Here is a 20557-nt window from a genome sequence, read left to right as displayed (position 1 = left end):
AGAAGTAGGAAAGAATCATGAATTACCAACCATTATTAATGAATTTTGAAGAAGCGGCTGAACTGGCAAAAGAGTTAGGTAAAGATACTCTGCTAGGTAATGCACTGGCTCGCGATATTGCTCAAACAGATGCATATATGGCAAATGTGGGTATTGAAGTGCCAGGACATGGTGAAGGTGGTGGTTATGAGCATAATCGTCACAAGCAAAACTATATTCATATGGACTTAGCAGGCCGCTTATTTCTGATTACTGGTGAGCAAAAATACCGTGACTACATTGTTGAACTACTAACAGCTTACGCTACTGTGTATCCAACACTTGAAAGCAATGTAAGCCGCGACAGTAACCCTCCAGGTAAACTGTTCCACCAAACATTGAATGAAAATATGTGGATGCTGTACTCATCATGTGCATATAGCTGTGTTTACCACACGCTTGAAGAGTCGCAAAAACGTCAGATTGAAGATGACCTGTTCAAACACATGATCCACATGTTTGTAGTGACTTACGGTCATGACTTTGACATTGTGCACAACCACGGTCTATGGGCCGTTGCGGCAGTAGGTATTTGTGGTTACGCCATCAATGACCAAGAATCTGTTGATAAAGCACTATACGGTTTGAAGCTTGATAAAGTGAGCGGTGGCTTCTTGGCTCAACTGGATCAGTTGTTCTCGCCAGATGGCTACTATATGGAAGGTCCGTACTATCACCGCTTCTCATTGCGTCCAATTTACTTGTTTGCCGAAGCAATTGAGCGTCGTCAGCCAGAGTTGGGCATTTATGAATTTAACGATTCAGTGATCAAAACGACGTCATACGCAGTATTTAAAACCGCTTTTCCAGATGGCACTCTACCTGCGCTTAATGATTCATCAAAAACCATCAGTATTAATGATGAAGGTGTGATCATGGCAACGTCTGTGTGTTACCACCGCTATGAGCAAACTGAAGTATTGTTGGGTATGGCCAGTCACCAACAAAATGTCTGGGTACATAAAGCAGGTCTTACTCTATCTCAAGCCGTTGAAGCAGCAGATGACATCAAACCTTTCAACTGGGGCAGCTTGTTTATGACAGATGGCCCACAAGGTGAGAAAGGCGGTGTGAGTATTCTTCGTCATCGTGATGTTAAAGATGATGACACCATGGCACTAATTTGGTTTGGTCAACATGGTTCCGATCACCAATATCATTCAGCATTAGATCATGGTCATTACGATGGCTTACATCTAAGTGTGTTTAACCGTGGTAATGAAGTGCTGCATGATTATGGGTTTGGTCGTTGGGTAAACGTTGAGCCAAAATTTGGTGGTCGTTATATTCCAGAAAATAAGTCTTACTGTAAGCAAACTGTGGCACATAACACAGTTGTCGTTGACCAAAAAACGCAAAATAACTTCAATACGGCTTTAGCGGAATCTAAATTCGGTCAGAAGCACTTTTTCTTAACCGAAGATCAAAAATTCCAAGCGATGAGCGGTACTATTTCTGAGTACTACGAAGGTGTTGATATGCAACGTAGCGTATTACTGCCTGAGCTAGAAGAATTTGAAAAACCACTTGTGATTGACGTATACCGTATTACTGCAGAGACGGAACATGAATACGATCTGCCTTACCACCATAAAGGACAAATCATTCGAACCGATTTTGACTACCAAACGGAAAGCAAGTTGCGTCCATTAGGTGATTCAGATGGTTATCAGCACCTGTGGAACGTGGCTTCAGGTAATGTGGAAGGTAGCTCATTAGTTAGTTGGTTACATGATTCTAGCTACTACAGCCTAGTCTCTGCAGCACCAACAGGCAGTCAAGTGATCTTTGCACGCACTGGTGCTAATGACCCTGATTTCAACTTACGCTCAGAGCCTACTTTGATCTTGCGTCAAAAAGCCAAAGATCATGTGTTTGCTTCAGTACTCGAAACGCATGGTTACTTTAATGAATCCATCGAAGCTTCTGTTGGTGCTCGCGGATTGGTTGAAGCCGTTCAGGTTATTGGCCATAACGCGACGGGGACTGTCGTTGAAATCAGTTTGACGACCGGTAAGAAGTACGTATTTGCGATTTCTAATAAGCCGAATCCAGAAGGTGAGCACAAAGTTGAATTCAACGGCGTACAATACCAATGGACGGGAGCAACGGCTCAGTTATAAGTTGTTCTTAAGGGCAACGGAGCTCTAAATCAACTTACTTAAGCCGGAATGTCTATATACCTTGGTCTCTAGGTATTGGGTATTCCGGTTTTTTCTGTTTACTATGAGGTATTTTTCGACAATGGATAGTTTAGATATTTCGATCATTGCAGGCTATTTTGTTTTTATTATCGTTGCCGCTTTTATATTTAAACGTTTTGCTAAAACCTCTTCTGGCTTTATTCGCGGTGGTGGTGCCATGATGTGGTGGATGGCAGGGGCTACCGCCTTTATGACGCAATTTTCTGCTTGGACATTCACAGGAGCAGCAGCTAAAGCGTATGAAGATGGCTTAGCAGTACTGTTTCTATTCTGGGGTAATGCCTTAGGCTTCTTTGTGGCGGCCATGTACTTTGCATCCCGTTATCGAAAATTACGTGTTGATACTGCAATGGAAGTGATCCGTAAACGTTTTGGTAAAACATCGGAACAAGTATTTACCTGGTTGCAATTTCCTTTAACCACCATTTCAGCAGCAATTTGGCTTAATGGTTTAGCTATCTTTGTTGCCGCAGTTTTTCATATCGATTTATATATCACTATTATTGGCGTTGGTATATTAGTGACCTTTATTGCCGTGAGTGGTGGCTCTTGGACAGTGTCTGCAACCAATGTTATCCAATTGGTTTTGCTCATGGCAATTACCTTAACCGTAGGTGCTTACGCGTTAATTTATATTGGTGGTCCGGTTGAATTAATTGAGAAATCTGAAATTCCATCTTTTATGGGAACCGATATCAATTACTGGCAGATATTTGTGGTGTGGGTGGTATTTATTATGGCCAAACAAACCATGGGTACTAACAATGCGATGTCGTGCTACCGTTTCCTCGTCACCGTTAATGAAAAAGAAGCTAGAAAAGCAGCTTGGGTGGCAGGTTTAATGTTTGTGATTGGCCCAATCATGTGGTTTATTCCACCTTGGGTGACGGCAACCATGCACGTCGATTTACAAACTTTTTATCCTAATCTAGGTGCAAGCGCTAACAATGCTGCGTATTTGTTCTTTATCCAAAACTATATGCCGCAAGGAGTACTTGGCTTAGTGCTCGCCGCGATGATTGCCGCGACGATTGCGCCAATGACCACTGCATTGAACCGGAATGCAGGGATCTTTGTCCGTAATGTGTATCAATCGGTGATTAATCCTGAGGCAACCGAAACTCAGCAAATGCGTATGAGTAAGATTTCTACCTTATTTAATGGGGTAATCTCAATTGGGGCAGCCTTGTTGTTTGCTTCGATAAAAGAATACAGCTTCTTTGATTTAATGATGCTATTTGGCGCATTACTGCAAATGCCTTTGGTGATTCCATCATTGTTGGCATTAGTGTTTGTTAAAACCCCTGATTGGTCTGCTTGGGCAACCTTGGTTGTAGGACTGCTAGTATCATGCTTTATGCAGTTTGTGTTCGATGTGAATTGGTTGTTGCCGTTATTTAGTGCAGATGCCTTTACTCATCGTGAAAGTGTTGATTTAACGGTTGTGGCGATGCTGGTGGCACAAATTGTAATTTCCGGTGGTTTCTTTGCTTTATCTTCTCTGTTCTATAAAGAGCCTCAAGGTGTGCGTAAGCAAGAATTACAACTGTTTTATCATAACCTTGCTACACCCATTAGTGCGCAAGAAGAAGCATTGGTTGACGGTAAACAAGGTGCTTATTTAGGGCGATTATCGCAAGTATTAGGTGCGCTGATTATTTTAGTCGGTGTCATATTTGAAACCGGTTACGATATGCTAACTTTCATTGTGATAGGCGGCTTGATCTTGTGGGCAGGCAATCACCTGTATAAAAGCCGTTTGGCGATAAGACAAGTGACGGAGGAGACTATTATTTCGAATGGACAATAAATTTCTGTTGGGAAGTTAGCTCTTAAAAACGAGAGGTTTCAAATACTAAAAAGCTCATTTCATGTCAGTATGAAATGAGCTTTTTTAATGGACGCTTAAACTAGATGCTTAAACGGCAAAGAGTCGGCTACGCAGGGTTGAGCGACAGCAACTCGTGGTTATTTTTCAATAAGATATTAGAAGCCATTCTGGCAGCTTCTGGGTCTTTGTCCATAATGGCTTGATAAACCGCACGATGCTCTTTAATACAAAAATGTCCTCTTACCGAGGTATGGTTAAAGAAACATTGATAAACCGTGGTTAACACATTACCAAAAGGGGTAAAAAAGTCATTGGAGGTTGATTGGAAAATCAAAGCGTGAAAATTCAGATCGGCTAACGTCCAAGCATCGGCATCTTTATTTTTACTCGCTTTTTCCATTGCATTGAAGTGTGTCGTTAAACGATCACGCTGTTCTTCAGTCGCAAATTCAGCACTAAATGCACAAGCAGCAGGTTCAATCGATTTACGTAAGCCTAAGAATTGTTTTAAAAAATGTTGAGGATCTTCACTGTCTTTGAGCCATTCAAGTAATTGGCGATCTAAAAACTGCCAGTATTTACGTGGTTGGATAAAAGTTCCCACTTTAGGTTTAGAAGTAATTAAACCTTTAGACGCTAATAATTTGATCGACTCTCTTAACGCGGTACGACTGACACCAAATCGTTGGCATAAATCTAATTCATTAGGCAACTTTGACCCGACAGGCAGTTGGCCACAGATAATTTGGCTAGCAATTTGTTGAGCGATATAGACATTAAGCCGATAGGTCATAGGGGTGAAACTGAAACTTTCTTCGGTCATTAGGTCTCTCTCAAAATGGAAAAAAGCCAGTAAAGCACTGGCAATATAACGAATTCCAACGTGTCAAATTACTCGAGCGATAAAATATCACCACTTTAAAAGTAAAAGACAAATAAAGTAGGCATCTTGAGAACACTACAGATAAAGCGAATATTTAGTACCCCAAGAGTATTAATAATACAATATTACTAAATTGCGTCAATTTATGAGGTACTTATTTGCTTATTATTGGCGAATAATGTGAGCTTGATCGAAAGTGATGAAAGGACAATATTTTGAGAATAAGGTGACTATCTATAAATAAGTGACGTATATCACCTAAAGCTTGTTTTTAAATACTGGAGCAGGGGCGTTATAGTGATACAATGTCCATAAATAAGACAAGAATCTATATAAGAAGAATTATGATGACGAATGAATTTAATTCAATTTCAGGCTCTAAGCGTAGTTTGCATGTGCAAGTTGCACGTGAAATCGCACGTGGCATTTTGTCTGGGAAATTACCACAAGGTTCAATTATTCCTGGTGAAATGGCTTTGTGTGAGCAGTTTGGCGTAAGCCGCACCGCACTTCGTGAAGCGGTTAAGCTACTTACTTCAAAATGCTTATTAGAGTCGCGCCCTAAGATTGGTACTCGTGTCGTCGCTCGTGCTAATTGGAACTTTCTTGATCCACAGCTAATTGAGTGGATGGATGGCATTATTGATAGTGAGATCTTCTTTCATCAGTTCTTAGGTTTACGCCGTGCGATTGAGCCAGAAGCCTGCGCGCTTGCTGCGCAAAATGCTACTGTTGAACAACGAATTGAGTTATCTGAAACCTTCCAAAGAATGTGTGATGTCGCAGCTAAAGCAGAAGAAGAGTTTTTTGATCAGGCAGAATGGACAGCAGTAGATATGCATTTTCATAACTTGATTTTTAACTCAACGGGTAATGATTTCTACCTACCATTTGGTAATATTTTGATGACGATGTACAAAAACTTCATTGTACACTCATCGCAAAAAGGTGGGCTATGTTTGCAAGAACACCGTGATATCTACGAAGCTATCATGGCGGGTAATGCGGATAAAGCGAGAGCTTGTTCAGCAAACCACTTGCAAGAATCTAAACACCGTTTGCCAGAGTTAAACTAAGAAATTCGTATTTTTATCAATATCCAAAGCAATTGGAGTTGTAATAAGACCCTATGAGCATGGCTGATCGATGGCTTTCTTTATAAAAAGATAGGGGATTAAGGCTGCTAACAAAGTTGCAGCTTCAAGTACGACGGGTATAAAAGTTTCTAGTTCAAACTTTTGTCATTTAAGCAGTGGAAGTTGATTCCGCTGCTTTTTTTATAGGTATATAATTCAGTAATTAGTTAAATACTACAATAATATAAAATAGAGGGTATCTATGAATGACTCACTTCTTGCCAATATAGAACAATATATATCGACCATAGAGCCTTTTAATAACCTATCTGCGGATGTTATTAGAGAGCTTGCGAGTATTGTTCAAATTACTTATGTCAGCTGTGGTGAAGTCATTGACCCATGTGGTGACCCATCTGAAAAATACCTCTACATTGTGCGAACAGGTGCAATGGAGCAAAGAAAGTTAGATGGTCAATTGCGCTCTCGCTTAGGCCGAGACGACATCTTTGGTTTTACTTTCCTTGGCGAAACGACAAGCGAAGATAATCGTTATACTGCCGCCGCACTAGAAAATTCATTACTTTACTTAATTCCTCATTCGGCACTACTACGTTTGTTTGAACGTAAGCCTGAATATGCAGAGTACTTTGCCTCTCAAGCCGATGTCCGTTTAACTACCGCTCATGATGTGGTGTGGTCGAATAAAGATAAAGGTTTGTTTATAAAACGAGTGGGGGATGTCGCAAGTGGTGTGATTGCCGTCGTTAATGCCAACATGTCGATTAAAGATGTGGCTCATGAAATGCGAATTGTAAAACGTTGTTCGTGTGCGGTTGTGTATGAAAATGGCAATATTGTCGGTTTGATTACCGATCGTGATATGACCAAGCGCGTGATTGCACTAGAAGCACCGTTGCAAGATCCTATCAAAACGGTAATGACACCGAATCCATTGGTGTTAAGCCCAGATGCTTTGATTCTAGAAGCAGCCTCTATGATGATGGAATACAACATTCGTAATATTCCTGTGGTGAAAGATGGTCAAGCTGTGGGGTTATTGACCACTACTCACTTGGTACAAAATCACCGTATGCAAGCCATATTTTTAATCGAAAAGATTAAATATACCAACAGTGTGTCTGAGTTATCCCAACTCACATTGGAACGCCAAGCCATTTTTGAAGCCCTAGTGGAAGGCAAAGTATCCTCTGAAATCATTGGCAAAGTGATGTCGATGATCATGGATGCTTATACGCGCCGTTTAATTCAAATTGCTATTGATAAGCTTGGTGAGCCGCCTTGTGATTTCAACTGGATTAGTGCGGGATCTCATGCTCGTAATGAGTTGAATATCACGTCAGATCAAGATACTGCGTTAGTGCTTTCAGATGACGCGACCGATAGCGATAAAATTTATTTCAGACATTTAGGTGCTTATGTATCAAATGGTCTAGATCGCTGTGGTTACCCTCTGTGTACTGGTAAATATATGGCAGCTACGCCGAAGTGGTGCCAACCATTATCAGTATGGAAAGAATACTATAAGAAGTGGGTGAGTAACCCTGAATATGAATGCTTATTGAATATTAGTGTATTTTTAGAAATTCGTTCGATTTATGGTAATGGCGAATTTACCAAAATACTACGCGATGAAATGCATAAAAATATTAAACAAAATAATAGTTTCTTGCCAGCATTGGTTCGAGATGCAGTGAATACCAATCCGCCGTTAGGGATTTTTAATAGCTTTGTATTAGAAAAGAATGGTGAACAAACCAAAGTTCTGAATATTAAAAAGTACGCAATTAATTTAATTATCGATTTAGCGCGTATTTATGGTTTAGCCGTTGAGTGTGATTCATCGAATACTGAAAGTCGTTTTGCAGCAGCGAAAGAGGCAGGTATCTTAAGTGAGGATGCCTATAAGAATATTATAGGTTCATATCATTTTATCGCTCAGTTTCGTTATAACCACCAATTACAGCAGCTAAAACATGGTTTAGCTCCAGATAGTTACATTGACCCGAATAACTTCGGTAGCTTTGAACGCCAGCACTTAAAAGATGCGTTTAGGATTATTGCTGATTTGCAAGACGCAGCGAAACTTCGCTTTGGTTCGGTGGGGTATTAAATCAAGAATCGTTAGCCTCAACTGCGGATAAAATTGGTTTTAATTATCAGTAGTTGAGGTTGTTAATTTTAGAGTTTTTATAAGGTATTAAAAAGGACGCGGGAGCGTCCTTTTAGTTAAGATATTATTTATAATAAGTGTTTATTATTCAGCAACAACGGTTGCTTCAGCACTAGAACTACTATATGGGTCATTCTCACCGTCACCTAAGACTTCACCAGAACTGTATGATTCAAAATCATCAGAAAATTCAACGGTGCTACCAGATAAAATTTGTAAATTATCAATCAACACTTCATCTTCTGAGTATTTTGATGAATTACCGAGTTTAATTGTTACGACAGTAACTTCTCCTGACTCAGGTGTGTCTGTACCTGCTGTATAATCTACGCCATTAATGGTAAAGGAAAAATCACCAGCAGACCAAGTTGCTTCAATGCTTAATTTTTCCCCACGAGTATATGTACCGACAGTTTCTTGATTTTTGTCCTTTTTACGATATTTAACGTCGCCACCACTGGTTAGAATTATCTCACCACGTTGATTACCATTAGATGTATTTGAGCCGTACATTACAATATTTATTGAATTATCAACGTCATTGGTTCCAATATCAACAGTTTGTAGTTTTTGTAAAATATCAACCTTTACAGCGCCTTCTGATATTGGGTTTATATCAATTGCGCTATCAGAAAACTTAACCCTCAATTCTCCATTATCATCCGTTGTACCACCGAGGTTTGTATCTATAATTCGAGCCGATTGATTTGGTACAACAATCCCTTGACTTTCGTTTGCTGCAGTAACGGCTGTAGTAACTGTAGTATCATCTTTATGATTAGAGCCTGTTAAAATACCTGCATTACCACCATCAATGGTTAATACTCCATCAGTAACAGTATACGAACCTGTTACATCTTCACCGCTTGGCGCTGTACCGTAATAAGTGAATGAAAATGTGCCGGCATCAAGGTCATCAGTATACTTACCTTCGATTACTGTATATGTACCTGGAGTCGCATCATCATCATAATAAAATTGTGCACCATTTATAAATGTATAAACATTAGGTAAATCGTCACCAGCCGCGTATGTTGTTGCCTTATTGCTAAGGGTAGCAGTACCATCAGATCCAATCTCCCAATAACCGCCAGCTAAAGGGGATGTTTCAACGACAGAACCACCACCAGAGCTATCACCGCCACTAGAGCTGTCTGAATCTCTACTAGAACCATCAAGGTTACAACCTGTAAGTGTGGCAGCAAATATCAATGACATTAGAGGTACAATTGGTTTTAATTTCATAATTATCATCCTAATAGTTAGTCGAACCTTTCTGTTTTCCTGGTCCTTTAAAATAGTTTTTTCGGAATCGTTTACGTAATGCGTTAAGTCATGCTTGTGTCAAAAATGTTTTTTCTATCTTTGATTTCATCACTTATTGATTAATGTGTTTATAATTTTGAATGTTATAATTTAATAATACAAATGTTTCTTGATATTGATGTTGAATTCGTGATCTACATTGAAGATAAATAAATTTACAAGATGAAATAATATAAATGTGAGGATGGTATTTAATTATCAAGTGGTTGATTTTTAATGATTATTTTGTTTTTTTGGTGATCTGTGTCAAATATTAATTAGTTATGATCTGAACAAGGTTAATATTGAGATTTATGTTATTAATATCACATTATGGTGATCTTTTTGTATGATAAATTCTGGTTTTGAAAGATTATTATTGAATGTTATTAAATAGATTCGCTATTGCCCGTAGAGGCATTTTAGTGTGATCTTTCATAAAGGAAATACCAATGAAGCCATGGTTGAGACAAACAGCGTTAATGTTATCTATATCCGCTATTTTAGCTGGGTGTGGTGGGGGCTCTTCTTCATCCGACTCTAGTAATAGTTCTTCAGATAGTAACGTTACCGATGAAGAAAACGATAGCAATGAAGGGAAGCCTGATTTTGATTCATTAGTACTACCATCGAGTAGTTTTAATTTAAATCCAATGTTACCACCATCCAATAACTTTGATTTAAGTCGGTGGTATCTAGGCGTGCCGATTGACTTAGATAATAATGGTAAATCTGACAGTATTTATGAAAAAGAACTACAAAATGGTTATCAAGTAGAAGATATATTCTATACCGCAGATGATGGCGGTATGGTATTTAAAGTTGGGGTTAATGCACCCAAAACTTCAACTAACACTAGTTACACTCGAACAGAGTTACGAGGTATGCTTCGCGCCGGTGATACGAGTATTAAGACTCAAGGTGTCAATAAAAATAATTGGGTATTTTCATCTGCGCCAAGCTCAGCGCAAGCTAAAGCAGGTGGGGTAGATGGCGTTTTAAACGCAACCTTAGCCGTTAACCATGTCACTACGGCAGGTGATAAATATCAAATTGGTCGAGTAATTGTTGGTCAAATACATGCCAATGATGATGAACCTATTCGTTTGTATTACCGCAAATTACCTAATAATTCTAAAGGCTCGATATATTTTGCTCACGAAACTCGAAATGGTAGTGAATATTGGTATGAAATCATCGGTAGTAGAAGTGATTCTGCAAGTAATCCGTCTAATGGTATCGAATTAAACGAGAAATTTAGTTATCAAATTAAAGTGGTTGGGGATAAGTTAACGGTCACTATTGTTCGCTTAGATAAGACTTATGTGAGCAAAACCATTGATATGCACGGTAGCGGCTATGATGATGCAGAGCAATATATGTATTTTAAAGCAGGCGTGTACAACCAAAATAATACCAGTGATGATAGTGATTACGTTCAAGCAACTTTCTATTCGTTATCTACTGATCATAATTAAAAATAATACCTCAAATTAAGCGTACGCTATTTTATTCGTACGCTTAATTTATACCCGCCTTATACCCAAGTGACTTCAAGATGCAGGATTCAGAGCTACCATTCAACCCTTTAGGCAAGGAAGATTGGCGAAGGAATGTAAACACCTTTCAAACCAATCTGACGCGGCATAAAGGTTTGAATGAAGCTCCCGAAGGGCAAGTTAAAACAAGCTTTATGCTGCGTTAAATTGAACAGAGATAGAATCACTATGATCATATTCAATTTGCCTTGCCTACAGCTTGTTTTATTCTTGCTGAAACTCGCATCTTGAAGTTACTTGGGTATATATTATTTAGTTACCCACGCAACTTTCCCTTGACCGTTAAGTTCATGGGTCGAGGGCTAATGAAGAGGAAGTGGGATAGGGTTGTTTCTCTAATGTCATTTATTAAACAATAAACTTAGCATGTTATTAGATACTAAAAAGCCAGACTCAATGTCTGGCTTTAAATATTGTGCAGTCTCTAAGAATGATTAGAAGCTATAAGTAAGACCTACACGGCTACGTAGCTGACGAGCATCTGTTTTACTACTTTCACTTACGTTACCGAACTCAACATACGGACGCCAGTTGCTTTCGTTTTTGTAACCGATTTTTAGGTTGTAATCGTAGTTCCAAGTTTTGTTATCGTACAAAATCCAGTTATCGCCTTCATGCGCTTTTTCATAGTTAGCTTCAAAACCAAATTGGATCATATTGTTCCATGTGTAATCTAGGTTTGCAGTCACTTTACTTTTCTGCCATGTTTCACCATTCTCTTTTGATGAAGTAAAGTCGCGGAACTCATGGCGGTAGCGTAATTTAGTTGTGATACCAGAATCAAAATCATAGCCAATACGTAGCTGTGGTTTATAGGTGACACGCTCTTCACCCATAGTGATCGGCATACCTGGTTGTACGTAGAACTTGTCTGTTACATAGTGTTTAAATTCATAAACAACTTCTGAATCGCCACGCTCTAAATCATCAAAACCATAAGTACCATCACGGCCATTGAATTTCATTTCAACACTATAGTAGTGAGTACCTAGGTCAGTCTTAGTACTACCACCAATTTTGATACGGTTGTTATTCGATTCAGTGTCATGTTTGTATTCATGGCGAATATCAACAGAAGCAGCATTTACATTAACTGCTGTCGTAGCAAGTAGAGCGGCAGTAGTGGCAAGTAAAACTTTATTTAATTTGAACATATCCAACGTCCTGTGTAGTTATGGTTTTTAATTGTGTCACTGTGAAATGAGCCAACAAAGTTATCGCAAAAGGAAGAACATTCTCATTTCTTTATTTGTGTTATTGAACTTAAATAATACAAATACAATATAAATAAGTTATAAGCTGGTGTATGTGAAACAGATCGACTTATTTTAAATAGTTCATATTTTTAAGGTGGTTAGATCGAAAAGTGTGATCTAAATAAACAAATTAATGGTTTTATTTTGATGAAAATAAGGCTCTACAATTTTACTTTCCAGTTGTATGGCCTTGATTCTATAAGGATTTATGGAAGATTCTTCATTAAGAATTTAATGAAATACTTATTTTTTGGTGATTTTGAATTCATCCACACGAACTTCAGTTTGTTTACCTATATCACCATTTTTATCAATTTGGCTTGGATCGGTGATGGACATATATAAGAAGACTTGTGCATTTGTATTACTACCAGAATTGAAATCTAGGGTAGTTAACTTAAAACCACTCTTTACGCTGCCAGAAGGGTTTTGTGCTACATCACGTGCATGTACGGTTTTAGAGGCAATAATTTTTCCAGTTGAATCTTTTAAACCCACTTCAACTTCACTTGGAGAGTTATTACCTTTGTTGTCGTAATAATAGAAAGAAAGGGTGTAGTCCGTGTTTTTAGCTAAGCCTGATATTTGTTGTGTTAAGCCAGGAGTTGCAGTGAAGTCATCATTAGCACTCACAAAACGTATGCGAGCTGAGCCTTCATCATCAAAGGCTGTGTCTTTTGAGCTACCAACATCACCAAGGCCAGCGCTTTTGTCTGCATGTTTTACCCAAATATCACTACTGCCACTATTTGCTCTAAAGTCTGTAAGTTGACCATCTTGAATTAAGCTGCCAGTTTGAGCGGAGGTTGTTGCGCTTGATGCGGTGTCATCAGAAGTCGATGCACAACCCATTAATAATGAACTCACGGCTAAACCTAATACTATCTTTTTCATGTTAAGACTCCTTTATTCATTTTATATCTAAGTGACCTCAAGATGCAGAATTTAGAACTATCATCCAAGCCTTCAGATAAGGAAAATTGACGAAGGAATGGAAGTACCTTTCAAATCAATATGTAGATAACTTAATTTATTATTGTATTACTTAATGTGAGGCGGTAGAAATTTTTACTATTCAATAACGTCCTTGGTTATCCAATTTAAAAAAGTGTGTCCTTGATCATTTTAAAAATCTTGCATGATATTTGAACGCTAGTATTTCTAAATAATCGCTCTAATGATTAGGAATAATTATATTTAAAGGCTCATATTTCATAAGGTTATGAGAGAGATGGAAGGGTTCTTATATAAGTGGTTATATCAAATAGGTTCGTGAGATATGCCTATTTAAAAGTAAGGATTTGTAAGTAAGGATGAAATGATTTTATTGACTTAGATCACTTGTCATACAAAATCGGAGGGGCGAAAGTCGATGAAGGTCACGCAATGGCAATATTGTACTACAAATAGATTTTTTGTTGGTTATATTGTTCTGGAAATCAAAATTACAAAAAAAGGATATCACGATGGAACTTGATTTAAATACTGCCATTGTCGGAATCTACTTCCTCTTCTTAATCGCAATTGGATGGATGTTCCGTACATTTACTAGCAACACCAGTGACTACTTCCGTGGGGGTGGTAACATGCTCTGGTGGATGGTTGGTGCTACGGCATTTATGACACAGTTTAGTGCATGGACCTTTACGGGTGCAGCAGGTAAAGCTTATAACGATGGTTTTGCAGTAGCAATTATCTTTATTGCCAACGCATTTGGCTACTTAATGAACTACGTTTACTTCGCTCCGAAATTCCGTCAATTACGCGTTATTACGGTAATTGAAGCCATTCGTATGCGCTTTGGTCGTGGTAATGAGCAAGTGTTTACTTGGTCAAGCATGCCGAACAGTGTTATCTCGGCAGGTATCTGGTTGAATGGTCTAGCAATCATTGCTTCTGGTATCTTCGGCTTTGATATGAATACAACAATCATCCTAACTGGTCTGGTAGTACTTATCATGTCAGTAACTGGTGGTTCTTGGGCGGTTATCGCATCTGACTTCATGCAAATGGTTATTATCATGGCGGTAACAGTTACTGCTGCGGTTGTTGCAATGATTCAAGGTGGCGGTGTGACTAACATCGTGAACAACTTCCCAACCGATTCTTTCATGACAGGTGGTGACCTTAACTATGTAAGCATCTTTGGTATCTGGGCATTCTTCATCTTCGTGAAGCAGTTCAGCATTACTAACAACATGCTTAACTCTTACCGTTACCTTGCGGCAAAAGATTCTAAAAACGCACGTAAAGCGGCGCTTCTAGCGTGTATCTTGATGACTATGGGACCAATTATTTGGTTCATGCCTAGCTGGTTCATCGCAGGTCAAGGTGTAGACTTAGCTGCACAATACCCTGAAGCAGGTAGTAAAGCGGCTGACTTCGCTTACCTGTATTTCGTACAAGAATACATGCCTATCGGTATGGTTGGCCTACTGATTGCTGCAATGTTTGCTGCGACCATGTCTTCTATGGATTCAGGTCTGAACCGTAACTCTGGTATCTTTGTTAAAAACTTCTACCAAGCAGTACTGCGTAAAGGTGCATCAGAAAAAGAATTAGTATTGGTTTCTAAAATCACGTCTACTTTCTTTGGTCTAGCGATTATTATGGTTGCACTTTTCATCAACTCGCTGAAAGGTCTAAGCTTATTTGACACAATGATGTATGTTGGTGCGTTAATCGGCTTCCCAATGACGATTCCAGCATTCCTTGGCTTCTTCATCCGTAAGACTCCAGACTGGGCAGGTTGGGGTACGCTAGTTGTCGGTGGCTTCGTTTCTTACTACGTAGGTTTCGTTATCACTGCAGACCACGTATCAGCATGGTTCGGTCTAGAAGAGCTAACTAAGCGTGAATGGTCTGACTTGAAAGTTGCAATTGGCTTGATTGGTCACATTGTATTCACGGGTGGTTTCTTCATGCTATCAACGCTGTTTTATAAGAAACTGGCTCCACACCGTGAGAAAGACGTTGACCTATTCTTTACTAACCTTGCAACACCGTTAGTAAACGAAAGTGCAGAACAACAAAACCTAGATAACAAACAGCGTCGTATGCTAGGCACACTAATCAGTGTTGCAGGTATCGGTGTCATGGCAATGTTCGTTATTCCAAACCCACTATGGGGACGCTTCGTGTTTGTTCTTTGTGGTGCGATTGTACTAGGTGTTGGTCTATTGCTTGTGAAAGCTGTAGACAACAAAGTAGAAGATGCTCAAATTGAAGCAGATTCTAAATCGTAAGTTACTACTCTAAGCGATAAAGAAAGTCATATTTCTTTATAACAATCGAAAGCCAGCGAATTGACCCGCTGGCTTTTTGTTCGTTTAATGAAGATGAATGTTTTTATAATCCAATAAGGCAAATAGATGTTTGAGAATATAAAGTCGCAGTTATTTGGTCACCCTTTGACCAAAATTGAAGATGCTCGCAAACGTATTTCTATTAATGAGCAATGGCCAGATGGTTTACGTCAGCTACTTTCTTATCCAGTTCCTAAACTGGGCACCCCGATTGATTCTTTGCATTATTTGGCGCTTGATTTTGAAACAACAGGGTTGAATCCTTTGAAAAGCTCGATTCTGAGTATTGGTACGGTTCCACTGTATAAGTCAAAAATTGATGTCGAAATGGCAAGGCATGTTTACCTAAACCGTTCAGATGGTATTAGTTCAGAAAGTGCCGTCATCAATCATATTGTGCCTGAAATGCTCGAAGGTGGGCATGAACTCGACCAAACCATGGATAAGCTTTTTGAAATGATGCGCGGCAAAGTAGTGTTGGTTCATGGTGCGGTGGTGGAAAAGCAATTTATTGATCACTATGTACAACAAAAGTTTGGTATTGCTCAGCTACCAATTGTGTGGATTGATACCCTAAAAATCGAGAAATGTTTAACTTATATTCAGCACCCTGAAACATGCAGCTATCAGTTAACGGATGTTAGGTTAAAGCATCATTTACCGGCTTACCCTGCTCACAATGCATTAATAGATGCGATATCTTGTGCGGAACTTTATCTTGCTCAAATAGTGAACATTTTTGGTCATCGAGAGCATGAAATTAAACTTGAAGAAATTTTTAATAAGCAAACGGTGCCAGTGGGAGGCAATGCATTTGGATAACATATCAGCTTATACCCAAGTTACTTTAACTTGTCCTTCTGGAGCTTCATCCAAGTCTTTACACTACGTCAGATTTGTTTGAAAGGTGTATACCATTCCTACTCAAATCTTCCTGGCTTAAAGCTTGTTTTACTCTTGCTGACGTTTGTATCTTGAGCTTGCTTAGGAGTGATTTTTTCCTTCGTTTATCAATTTTAAGATCTAATCCAAAATTTTAAGTTTAAATCGTTTGCAATAGCTGATCTTGGTCTCGTTTTTATATTTACCCGCTTATTTGTATTATAAGATTATGAAAGAATGGTGTTGTTTGATTCATTTAGTAAATAAAAATTTAATTGATAAACCTTTGATTTTTTAACCTCATTTTATAGGTGATATAGAGATGAAACATATTTTTCTAAAAAGCTTGCTAGCTTCATCTGTTGTATTAGCAATGGGCTGTTCATCTAATGGCGCCGATGCTCAAAAAGCCGCGGAAATGGCAGCAAAACAAGAAGGCCCGCGTGTTGCAATTTTGACGCCTACTGCCATTGAAGCAAGTAGCCATGATGGTAATGGTCCTGATCGTCTTTTTGACCAAGATATTACGACTCGTTGGTCTGCAAATGGTGACGGTGAGTGGGCGATGTTTGATTACGGCTCGGTACATGAATTTGATGCTGTGCGCGCGGCTTTCAGTAAAGGTAACGAGCGTGTAACCAAATTTGATGTTCTTGTCAGTGTTGATGGAAAAACTTGGTCACCAGTTTTGGAAGGTCAAGAAAGTTCAGGCCGTGTAGTTGGTTTAGAACGTTTTGATTTTGAACCTGTAAAAGCTCGCTATGTTAAATATGTTGGTCACGGTAACAGTAGCAATGACTGGAACAGTGTAACAGAATTTGCAGCAGTCAACTGTTCATTGAACTCTTGCCCTACGTCAGAAGTAATTACAGATGATGTAGTTAAAGCAGAACAAGCAATGATCGCTCAAATGGCGGCAGATGCAGCGGCACAGAAAGAAGCACGTAAAGATTTACGTAAAGGAAACTTCGGTGCGCCGGCGGTTTACCCATGTGACACTACGGTTAAATGTGACACAAGAAGTGCACTATCTGCGCCTACAGGTTTGCCAGCAACGCCAAAAGCGGGCAATAAGCCAAGCCAAAACTTTGACTTAACCGAATGGTACCTATCTCAACCATTTGACCATGATGGCAACGGTCGCCCTGATGATGTTTCAGAGTGGAACTTAGCCAACGGTTATGAACACCCAGATGTATTCTACACAGCGGATGATGGTGGTTTAGTATTTAAAACCTTCATTAAAGGTGTACGTACTTCGAAGAATACTAAGTACGCACGTACTGAAATGCGCGAAATGCTACGTAAAGGTGATCAATCAATTTCAACTAAAGGTGTAAACAAAAATAACTGGGTATTTAGCTCAGCACCGGTTGAAGATCAAAAAGCAGCCGGCGGCGTTGATGGTGTACTTGAAGCAACATTAAAAGTCGATCACACAACCACTACAGGTGAAGCAGGCCAAGTAGGGCGCTTTATCATTGGTCAGATCCATGACCAAGATGATGAGCCAATTCGTTTGTACTACCGTAAACTACCAAACCACAACACAGGTACAGTTTACTTTGCTCATGAAAATACATTAAAAGGTACTGATGCGTTCTATGACCTTGTAGGTGGCATGACGGGCGAAATTGGTGATGATGGTATTGCTTTAGGTGAAAAATTCACTTACCGCATTGAAGTTAAAGGTAATACTCTAACGGTTACTGTTAAGCGTGACGGTAAAGAAGACGTACAACAAGTCGTTGACATGAGTGAAAGTGGTTATGATGTGGGTGGTAAGTACATGTACTTTAAAGCTGGCGTATATAATCAAAACATCTCTGGCGATTTAGATGATTATGTTCAAGCAACATTCTATAAACTAGAAAAATCGCACGGTACATACACAGGTAAATAATTTAGCTACTAGCTGATTAATACCCATTAGAAAGAAGGGCACTGTTCGGTTTACCGTTCAGTGCTTTTTTACGTCTATACCCCAGTAACCTCAAGATGCGAGTTTCAGCAAGATTAAAACAAGTTTTAGGCAAGGCAAATTGAATATGATCATAGTGATTCTATCTCTGTTCAATTTAACGCCGCATAAAACTTGTTTAAACTTGCCTTTTGGGAGCTTCATCCAAGCTCTTAGCCAGTGTTAGATTTAATTGAAAGGTGTTTACATTCCGCATAAGTCTTCCTTGTCTAAGAGCTTGGATGATAGCTCTGAATTCTGCATCTTGAAGTAACTTGGGTATATACTCAAGTTACTTAGGTATAGACTCTTCTTACTTAAAGATCGGGTGGTAAATCTGAAACTCGCACCGTGAAGTTATTTGGATATTTAGGGAAACAAGTGAACAAACTAATTAAAGAATGTTTTGAAGAGTATCCTGAGAGTGCTCGATTTCGGTTAGAGGAGTTGAGAACACTTGTCTTTAAAGTGGCTTCTGAACTCGAGTTAGGTGAGGTGGAGGAGTCTCTTAAATGGGGTGAGCCAAGCTACTGTACCGAAATGGGAACGCCGATAAGAATGGATTGGAAACTAAAATCACCCAATCATTATTACCTTTTCTTTCATTGCCAAACTAAGTTAATTGATACATTTCGAGAGTTGTATGGTGAAGTACTGGAGTTTCAAGGAAACCGAGCAATAGTGTTGTCATTATTAAAACCATTACCCGAGCCAGCCATTAAGCATTGTTTCGAGTTAGCGTTAACCTATCAACAACGTAAGCACCTACCGTTACTTGGTGCATAAAAAAGCTGCAATATAATCGCTTATATTGCAGCTTAAATGTGTTATCAAGCTATTGCGTTATGAATTGATTACTTTTTCAAACCCATGAAGTAATCAAAGATAACTGGCACATCATTTTGGCCAAGACCAGCATCAACAGCTGCTTGTAGGCTTGTAGAAGTACCTTGAGCGATTAGAGACTCAGTACCTAACTCTTCACATAGTGCAAGGAAGTAACCAAGGTCTTTGTTTGCGTTTGCAACAGAGAAACCTAGTTTTTCTTCGCCGTCTACTGCGTAGAACTTACAGAATTGCATGAATGGAGAGTTAGATGGGCCAGCTGACATGATGTCGAATAATTGCTGACCGTCAACACCGGCTTGTTTTGCCACTGCGAATGCTTGAGACATAGTTGCAACAGTAGTCATACCCATGAAGTTGTTCACAAGCTTAGTAACGTGGCCAGAACCTAGAGCACCTAAGTGGAATACGTTTTCACCTTGATCATCAAGAACAGGTTTCACTTTGTTGAATGTTTCCATATCGCCAGCTGCCATGATGTTTAGTAGACCATCTTTAGCGTGAGCTGGAGTACGACCAAGAGGAGCATCGATCATACCTGCGCCTTTAGCCGCAAGATCAGCACCAATCTTCTTAGTAGAAGCAGGAATAGAAGTACCAAAGTCGATTAGCGTTTTGCCTTCAGACATACCCGCTAGGATACCTGTTTCACCGTATACTACTTTTTCTACAACTTCAGACGTTGTTAGGCAAAGCATTACGATGTCGCTTTTTTCAGCAAGTTCTTTACCAGATGATGCTTCTGCCGCGTTACCACGAGCTAGAACAGCTGCAACAGCGTCTTTATTAAGATCCATTACATTTACTTGGTAGCCACGAGTTTGTAGGTTCTCTACCATGTTGCCGCCCATAAGGCCTAGGCCGATAAAACCAATAACAGGTTTAGTCATCATATCTCTCCAATTGTATTATTATATAGCTAAGTGAGGTAATTCTATAGGTATGGATTTGGTTTAGCAATCAAATGAAGGAAGATAAAGTTGCTTTCTGTGACTTAAACAACATAGATCACGAAATTGACATTAATAATGGAGTGGGATTCACTCAATATCACCTTTGTTACTATGAATAAACCTTGTGTAATACTAGTAAGGCTTGCCAGTATTACGTTTCAATGTAGTGATACTTGAATGACGTTTTTAAGTTAATCATGGAGATTTTCTAGTAAACCGTATACTTGGCTGAGATCTCATTTTTGATCTTTCAATGATAAATAA

Annotated in this window: 14 protein-coding genes; 9 read left to right on the top strand and 5 right to left on the bottom strand. The window is 39.1% G+C overall.

What is annotated here, in order from left to right; translation table 11 throughout:
• The first annotated feature begins 17 nt into the window (after positions 1-17).
• Both QQJ93_RS11570 and QQJ93_RS11565 read left to right on the top strand, forming a co-directional pair.
• Positions 18-2162, top strand: a complete 2145-nt coding sequence (locus tag QQJ93_RS11570) for a heparinase II/III domain-containing protein (RefSeq protein WP_089123644.1) — start codon at positions 18-20, stop codon at positions 2160-2162.
• 121 nt (positions 2163-2283) lie between these two features.
• Positions 2284-4053, top strand: coding sequence for a sodium:solute symporter family transporter (locus QQJ93_RS11565; RefSeq protein WP_089123643.1), 1770 nt, complete (start codon positions 2284-2286; stop codon positions 4051-4053).
• 127 nt (positions 4054-4180) lie between these two features.
• Here the strand turns inward: QQJ93_RS11565 and QQJ93_RS11560 are convergent, their stop codons facing one another.
• A complete protein-coding gene (locus QQJ93_RS11560; RefSeq protein ID WP_089123642.1) occupies positions 4181-4897 on the bottom strand; it encodes a FadR/GntR family transcriptional regulator in 717 nt (238 codons plus the stop codon).
• A gap of 407 nt (positions 4898-5304) precedes the next feature.
• Between QQJ93_RS11560 and QQJ93_RS11555 the strand changes: the two genes are divergently transcribed.
• Together QQJ93_RS11555 and QQJ93_RS11550 are read left to right on the top strand one after the other, a co-directional pair.
• A complete protein-coding gene (locus tag QQJ93_RS11555; RefSeq protein ID WP_089124502.1) occupies positions 5305-6033 on the top strand; it encodes a FadR/GntR family transcriptional regulator in 729 nt (242 codons plus the stop codon).
• Positions 6034-6295: 262 nt separating this feature from the next.
• Complete coding sequence (locus QQJ93_RS11550) at positions 6296-8167, top strand: DUF294 nucleotidyltransferase-like domain-containing protein (protein WP_089123641.1); 1872 nt, start codon at positions 6296-6298, stop codon at positions 8165-8167.
• 144 nt (positions 8168-8311) lie between these two features.
• Here the strand turns inward: QQJ93_RS11550 and QQJ93_RS11545 are convergent, their stop codons facing one another.
• Positions 8312-9472 (bottom strand): hypothetical protein, encoded by a 1161-nt coding sequence (locus QQJ93_RS11545; protein ID WP_089123640.1) that lies wholly within the window; start codon positions 9470-9472, stop codon positions 8312-8314.
• Between the two features lie 512 nt (positions 9473-9984).
• On the opposite strand from QQJ93_RS11545, the gene QQJ93_RS11540 reads away from it, so the two are divergent.
• On the top strand, positions 9985-11010 hold the full coding sequence (locus QQJ93_RS11540) for a polysaccharide lyase family 7 protein (protein ID WP_089123639.1): 1026 nt from the start codon (positions 9985-9987) through the stop codon (positions 11008-11010).
• A gap of 515 nt (positions 11011-11525) precedes the next feature.
• Here the strand turns inward: QQJ93_RS11540 and QQJ93_RS11535 are convergent.
• Both QQJ93_RS11535 and QQJ93_RS11530 read right to left on the bottom strand, forming a co-directional pair.
• Entirely contained in the window at positions 11526-12245 is a 720-nt protein-coding gene (locus QQJ93_RS11535; RefSeq protein ID WP_089123638.1) for an oligogalacturonate-specific porin KdgM family protein, read from the bottom strand.
• Between the two features lie 345 nt (positions 12246-12590).
• Positions 12591-13241: a hypothetical protein gene (locus QQJ93_RS11530; protein ID WP_089123637.1), complete on the bottom strand. Its 651-nt coding sequence runs from the start codon at positions 13239-13241 to the stop codon at positions 12591-12593.
• Between the two features lie 572 nt (positions 13242-13813).
• On the opposite strand from QQJ93_RS11530, the gene QQJ93_RS11525 reads away from it, so the two are divergent.
• The 4 genes from QQJ93_RS11525 to QQJ93_RS11510 all read left to right on the top strand — a co-directional run bounded on the left by QQJ93_RS11525 (position 13814) and on the right by QQJ93_RS11510 (position 19280).
• Positions 13814-15592: a sodium:solute symporter family transporter gene (locus QQJ93_RS11525; RefSeq protein ID WP_089123636.1), complete on the top strand. Its 1779-nt coding sequence runs from the start codon at positions 13814-13816 to the stop codon at positions 15590-15592.
• Positions 15593-15718: 126 nt separating this feature from the next.
• Entirely contained in the window at positions 15719-16474 is a 756-nt protein-coding gene (locus QQJ93_RS11520; RefSeq protein WP_089123635.1) for an exonuclease domain-containing protein, read from the top strand.
• A gap of 382 nt (positions 16475-16856) precedes the next feature.
• The gene (locus QQJ93_RS11515; protein WP_089123634.1) at positions 16857-18437 is read left to right on the top strand and encodes a polysaccharide lyase family 7 protein; all 1581 of its coding nucleotides are present in this window, start codon (positions 16857-16859) and stop codon (positions 18435-18437) included.
• Between the two features lie 438 nt (positions 18438-18875).
• Positions 18876-19280, top strand: coding sequence for a DUF1801 domain-containing protein (locus QQJ93_RS11510; protein WP_089123633.1), 405 nt, complete (start codon positions 18876-18878; stop codon positions 19278-19280).
• Positions 19281-19348: 68 nt separating this feature from the next.
• Here the strand turns inward: QQJ93_RS11510 and QQJ93_RS11505 are convergent, their stop codons facing one another.
• On the bottom strand, positions 19349-20230 hold the full coding sequence (locus QQJ93_RS11505; protein ID WP_089123632.1) for an NAD(P)-dependent oxidoreductase: 882 nt from the start codon (positions 20228-20230) through the stop codon (positions 19349-19351).
• Positions 20231-20557 lie beyond the last annotated feature (327 nt).

The sequence above is a fragment of the Vibrio algivorus genome (assembly GCF_030161215.1).
Lineage (GTDB): Bacteria > Pseudomonadota > Gammaproteobacteria > Enterobacterales > Vibrionaceae > Vibrio > Vibrio algivorus.
The sequence above is the reverse complement of the archived record's forward strand: the minus strand, read 5'-3'. Positions and strand labels throughout refer to the sequence as shown.

Excerpts from the sequence above, each read along its gene's own strand:
- QQJ93_RS11565 (WP_089123643.1), top strand. The coding sequence starts at position 2,284 with ATGGATAGTTTAGATATTTCGATCATTGCAGGCTATTTTGTTTTTATT.
- QQJ93_RS11540 (WP_089123639.1), top strand. The coding sequence starts at position 9,985 with ATGAAGCCATGGTTGAGACAAACAGCGTTAATGTTATCTATATCCGCT.
- QQJ93_RS11530 (WP_089123637.1), bottom strand. The coding sequence starts at position 13,241 with ATGAAAAAGATAGTATTAGGTTTAGCCGTGAGTTCATTATTAATGGGT.
- QQJ93_RS11550 (WP_089123641.1), top strand. The coding sequence starts at position 6,296 with ATGAATGACTCACTTCTTGCCAATATAGAACAATATATATCGACCATA.
- QQJ93_RS11560 (WP_089123642.1), bottom strand. The coding sequence starts at position 4,897 with ATGACCGAAGAAAGTTTCAGTTTCACCCCTATGACCTATCGGCTTAAT.
- QQJ93_RS11555 (WP_089124502.1), top strand. The coding sequence starts at position 5,305 with ATGACGAATGAATTTAATTCAATTTCAGGCTCTAAGCGTAGTTTGCAT.
- QQJ93_RS11505 (WP_089123632.1), bottom strand. The coding sequence starts at position 20,230 with ATGACTAAACCTGTTATTGGTTTTATCGGCCTAGGCCTTATGGGCGGC.
- QQJ93_RS11525 (WP_089123636.1), top strand. The coding sequence starts at position 13,814 with ATGGAACTTGATTTAAATACTGCCATTGTCGGAATCTACTTCCTCTTC.
- QQJ93_RS11515 (WP_089123634.1), top strand. The coding sequence starts at position 16,857 with ATGAAACATATTTTTCTAAAAAGCTTGCTAGCTTCATCTGTTGTATTA.
- QQJ93_RS11535 (WP_089123638.1), bottom strand. The coding sequence starts at position 12,245 with ATGTTCAAATTAAATAAAGTTTTACTTGCCACTACTGCCGCTCTACTT.
- QQJ93_RS11570 (WP_089123644.1), top strand. The coding sequence starts at position 18 with ATGAATTACCAACCATTATTAATGAATTTTGAAGAAGCGGCTGAACTG.
- QQJ93_RS11545 (WP_089123640.1), bottom strand. The coding sequence starts at position 9,472 with ATGAAATTAAAACCAATTGTACCTCTAATGTCATTGATATTTGCTGCC.
- QQJ93_RS11520 (WP_089123635.1), top strand. The coding sequence starts at position 15,719 with ATGTTTGAGAATATAAAGTCGCAGTTATTTGGTCACCCTTTGACCAAA.